Raw genomic sequence first — 4373 nt, forward strand, 5'->3', positions numbered from 1 at the left:
CGCGAGGATCACTTCCGGGTGTGCGCGGACGATTCCCCGTCGGGAGTCGGCCGCGGACGCCGACAGGCGCAGGGTCAGGTCAAGATCCGGGCGGGGGTTCACGGAGGTGAGCGTATCGCGGCGAACGCCGGTTCCTCTGGGACCCCGGTGGGGTTACAGCGCGCCGCGGATGGCGTTCCAGGCGACGGGGATCTGACGCGAGTAGTAGGACCAGTTGTGCAGCCCGGTGGGCAGGTGGTCGATCGTCGCCGGGATGCGCAGTTCGCGCAGGCGACGGTCCGCCGCGCGTGTGCACTGCCCGGTTGCCTGCTCCAGCGCCATGCCGGCGACGAAGTTGGCGGCGTCGTTGTTGTAGTCCTCCCAGTCCCCAGGGTTGGCCACGCCCGTGCCGGACGAGAGGTAGATCGCCTTCCCGCGCAATCCCTCCGCGTTGATGAGCGCGTCGTGGGCCGCCCACTGCGCGGTGCCCGGCTCGCCCCACATGTTGGTCAGGGTCGCGCCGCGGCTCTCCACGGTGTAGCGGGTGAGGATCTGACCGAGCGTGCCGGTGGAGTAGCAGCCCGAGACGCCGAAGACGGCCCGGTAGAGATCGGGGTGGCGGGTGGCGATGGTCACGGCCGCGCCGGCGCCCATCGAGATGCCGCCGATCGCGCGGCTGCGGCTGGTGCTGACCTCGGGCTCGACCAGGGCGGGCAGGTCGCGGGTGATGAACGCCTCCCACTTGCTGATGCCCAGCACCGGGTCGGGCTCGTTCCAGTCCGCCCACATCGAACCCTGGCCACCGGTCGGGATGACGAGGTTGACGTTCTCGTCCGCGAACTGCTCTGCCGCGCCCCACTGCATGAAGCCGCTGGGGAGTTCGGAACCGACGCCGTCGAGGAGGTACAGGAACGGCGCGTTCTGATTACCGTCGGGCGCGCGGTAGACCTCGACGGTGATCCCGCGCTTCATGTCGGCCGAGTCGATGAGCCACCGCTCGTAGCGGCCGTCGACGTCCTTGCGCACGACACGGGTCTCGGTGATGTTCGGGTTGGGTTGGGGCGCCGGCGGCGGGGGTCCGGCGAACATGTTGGGGGAGAATCCGAGTCGGTTGGCGATGCCCATCATCGATGACCCGGACGAGCCTGGCAGGTTGCCGAAGTAGAGGAGCTGGCTGAGGCTCTCCGGCGAGATGGTGCCGAGAGCACCGTTGGCGATCTGCTCCGGGCTGATCGACCCCGGTAGCCCCTGCGCCTGCGCGGGGGCGGGGAGCAGCCCCACCGTCAGCGCGGCGGCGACAGCGGTCGCGAGGAGGGCGCGGCCTGCGCGGGTGACGCGGTGGGCGAGTGCGGGCACGGGCATGGCGGCTCCTTCTTCCGGGCAGCCGAGACCTGGTCGCGCCGCCTCTGGTGACAGTATCGGCCCACGGGCATCACACCGTTACCGGTTCTCCGGGCCGGGGGGCTCAGCGGTAGCGCTGCAGGAACGCCGCCTCCGCCAGTGCGATGCGCTCGATCTCCCGCGGGTCGACGCTCTCGTCGGGGGAGTGGATAGCGGCCGCGGGATCCTCGACGCCGAACAGTGCGATGCTCGCGTCGGGATGCGCCCGCTGCAGCGCGGTGCACAGCGGGATCGATCCGCCGGAGCCGACCACGGCGACCTCCTCCGCACCGTAGGCCTGCGCCAGGCACTGCGAGAGCAGGTCGTGGACCGGGTCCGAGCCGCCCGCCGGCACCGCGCGGAACGGGTGGCCGACGGCCTCGGGTTCCACCGTCACCCGGGCGTTCCAGGGCCTGCGCCGCTCGATGTGCTCGGTGAGTAGCCGTTGCGCTTCCACCGGGTCGATCCCGGGCGGAACGCGCAGGTTGACCAGGGCGCGGGCTCGGGGTTGGACGGCGGCGATCGCTCCCTCGACCGGCGGGCAGTCGATTCCCAGCACGGTCACCGCGGGCCGTGACCACACCAGGTCCGCGAGCGGCGCCGCCGTGGAGACCTCCACCCCGTCGAGGATCCCGGCGTCGGCGCGGAACGTCTCCTCGGGGTAGGCCCGCCCGTCCCACTCGCCGGTGAAGTCCAGGCCGTCGACGGTCGTGGCGCCGGTGGCGGGGTCGCGCAGCGAGGCGAGGATGGAGATGAGGGCGGCGAGCGCGTCGGGCGCCGCGCCCCCGAACTGTCCGGAGTGGACCCCGGCCTCCAGGGTGTCGACGACGACGACGAGGTTGGCGATCCCCCGGAGGCTGGTCGTGAGCGTGGGGGTGCCGACCGAGACGTTCCCGGAATCGGCGATGAGGATCGCCTCCGCCGCCACCAAGTCTGGCCGCGACGCCACGAGATCGTCCAGGCCCCCTCCGCCGGTCTCCTCGGAGCCCTCCACGACGAGTCGGATCCCCAGGCCGTCCAGCGGGTCCGCCCCGGGGTCGCCGACCTCGTCGTCGTCACCCAGGGCGGCGAGGGCGCGCAGGGCGGCGAGGTGCACGACGAGGTTTCCCTTGCAGTCCGCGGCACCGCGGCCGTACCACCGGCCGTCGCGCTCGGTCAGTTCCCACGGCGAGGACGTCCACTCGCCCGGGTCCCCGGAGGGCTGGACGTCGTAGTGGCTGTAGAGCAGCACGGTGGGGCGGCCGGGTGCGGCCGGGCGGTGGGCGAACACCGCGCGCGACCCGTCGGACGTCTCGATCACCTCGACCGAGTCCGGGCCCAGGCCCGGGATCGGCAGGTCCGTGAGCAGGCCGCGGACGAGGTCGCTGGCCTGTGCGCCGGCCTCCGGCTCGGCATCGTGCACCGACGGTAGGGCGACGAGATCGGCGAGATCGGAGCGGGCCCGGTCGAGTTGGGCGGCGACCGCGGCCGCGAGCGGGGCGAGATCGGCGTGGGGGTCAGCGAACGCGGGGGAGTCGGCCATGCGCACAGAGTAGTTGCCCGCTCCGACACGACTCGGCGACATGAACGGAAAGTGAACGCAGCATGAAGTATGGTGTGCACATGAGTAGCTTTGTGATCATCGTCACCCCTGCTGAGAAGGAGCTCCGCGAGCTCACCTCCGTCGACGAGTTGCCCGCACGCGTGCGGGCGGACCTCGAGGCGCTGTGCGACGAGGTGTCGGAGCGGTTCCCGGAGGCCGAGGCGATCGGCGAGACCGGCGCTCTGTGCTCGCGCCCGGAGATCGACGGCGTGGGCGTGGTCATCCGGCCCGAGGTGATCACCCGCCCACTCGTGGTCAACGCCGTCATGCGGTACGCCGCCCCGCGCCAGCTCCGCGTGACCTCGCCCGAGCTGGGACTGGTGGCCGACCCGCGCGAGCGCATTGATGTCGACGTCCACCGTCGGCCCACCATGGTGGGCGCGGGGATCGCCGACCACGCGGTGCGCGGTCGACCCCGCGGCACGCTGCCGTGGGTCACCCGTGAACTCCTGGGCCAGCTGATCGGCAAGCTCCTGATCGACGGCGACCGGTTGGAGCTGGAGGTCGACGGCGAACGCTGCTTCCGCTTCGAGCGGTCTGGCGACTGCCTGCTCATCCAGGCGAAGGACGGGCCGGACGTCCCCGAGTGCCGACGGACCGTCCCGGTCGACGCGGCCGACGCCGCGGCGGACGCCGGCTGGGCGTGGGCCCGCTGCGACCAGGGGTGGGCGGAGTTTTTGCCGCGTGACGCGCGGACGGACGAGGTGATCGCACCGTCCGCCGGGGGCGATCCCGCGACGGGCGGCCGCGACTCCGCCACCGCGGCCTGAACCGGGTGACCACGCCCGGGCGGCGTCACACCGAGATGTCGTAGCGCAGGGACGCCACCACGGCGTCGATCGTCTCCGTGGGCTGCACGCCGGCCTCGCCCTCGTCGGACATGAGCACGAACACCAGTGAGGCGGGCGCGCCGTCCGGGCCCCGCGTGGACACCGCGATGGTGTCGAAGCGGATGGTCGGCGGGGTGCAGTCGTTGCGCGGGGGACGCACCTCGCCGCGCAGCGAGACGTACCAGGCGGGCACCCCCGAGACTCCGATGCTGCGGGCATCGGGGACGGGGACGTCGGCACCGGCCTGGGTGAACCGTCGGTCGATCGAGTCCGCCATGGCCCGGGACGCCGATTCGGCTTGTTCACGGGCCTCGCCCGGCAGTGCCGTCGCGCTGATGCCGACCAGGGTCCGGAAGCTCAGGCCCCCGAGCCGGCAGTATCCACGGTCGGCGATGGCGTTGGCGGTGGTGACGTAGCCCGATCCCCAGTCCGATCCGGGGTCGCCGGCGTCGTCGTCGACCCCGAACGGGTCCCCGACCTCCCACCCCGGCGGAACCGAGTACACGAGCCCGGTGGGGCTGCGGACGTCCTGCCAGTCCGCCGGCGGGGGGCCGGCGGCCAGGGTGGGCCCGGGCTGCTCGCGGGCGGGGGCGTCGACGTCG

4 protein-coding genes are annotated in these 4373 nt (G+C 72.7%); 1 reads left to right on the top strand and 3 read right to left on the bottom strand.

The window, feature by feature from the left end; translation table 11 throughout:
* Positions 1-153: 153 nt before the first annotated feature.
* Both G6024_RS08090 and G6024_RS08095 read right to left on the bottom strand, forming a co-directional pair.
* The gene (locus G6024_RS08090) at positions 154-1341 is read right to left on the bottom strand and encodes an alpha/beta hydrolase (protein ID WP_159148451.1); all 1188 of its coding nucleotides are present in this window, start codon (positions 1339-1341) and stop codon (positions 154-156) included.
* A gap of 103 nt (positions 1342-1444) precedes the next feature.
* Positions 1445-2881: a M20/M25/M40 family metallo-hydrolase gene (locus tag G6024_RS08095; protein WP_159148452.1), complete on the bottom strand. Its 1437-nt coding sequence runs from the start codon at positions 2879-2881 to the stop codon at positions 1445-1447.
* An 80-nt stretch (positions 2882-2961) separates the two neighbouring features.
* Here G6024_RS08095 and G6024_RS08100 point away from each other — a divergent pair, with 80 nt between their 5' ends.
* Complete coding sequence (locus G6024_RS08100) at positions 2962-3711, top strand: hypothetical protein (protein ID WP_235027813.1); 750 nt, start codon at positions 2962-2964, stop codon at positions 3709-3711.
* A gap of 25 nt (positions 3712-3736) precedes the next feature.
* On the opposite strand, the gene G6024_RS08105 is transcribed toward G6024_RS08100, so the two are convergent.
* On the bottom strand, positions 3737-4373 hold a 637-nt coding region (locus G6024_RS08105; protein ID WP_159148453.1), incomplete at its 5' end, for a DUF8017 domain-containing protein.

The sequence above is a fragment of the Dietzia maris genome (assembly GCF_014144855.1).
Taxonomy (GTDB): domain Bacteria; phylum Actinomycetota; class Actinomycetes; order Mycobacteriales; family Mycobacteriaceae; genus Dietzia; species Dietzia kunjamensis.

What these genes read in the sequence shown, in the direction of transcription:
- G6024_RS08090 (WP_159148451.1), bottom strand. Translation starts at nt 1,341, where the DNA reads ATGCCCGTGCCCGCACTCGCCCACCGCGTCACCCGCGCAGGCCGCGCC.
- G6024_RS08095 (WP_159148452.1), bottom strand. Translation starts at nt 2,881, where the DNA reads ATGGCCGACTCCCCCGCGTTCGCTGACCCCCACGCCGATCTCGCCCCG.
- G6024_RS08100 (WP_235027813.1), top strand. Translation starts at nt 2,962, where the DNA reads ATGAGTAGCTTTGTGATCATCGTCACCCCTGCTGAGAAGGAGCTCCGC.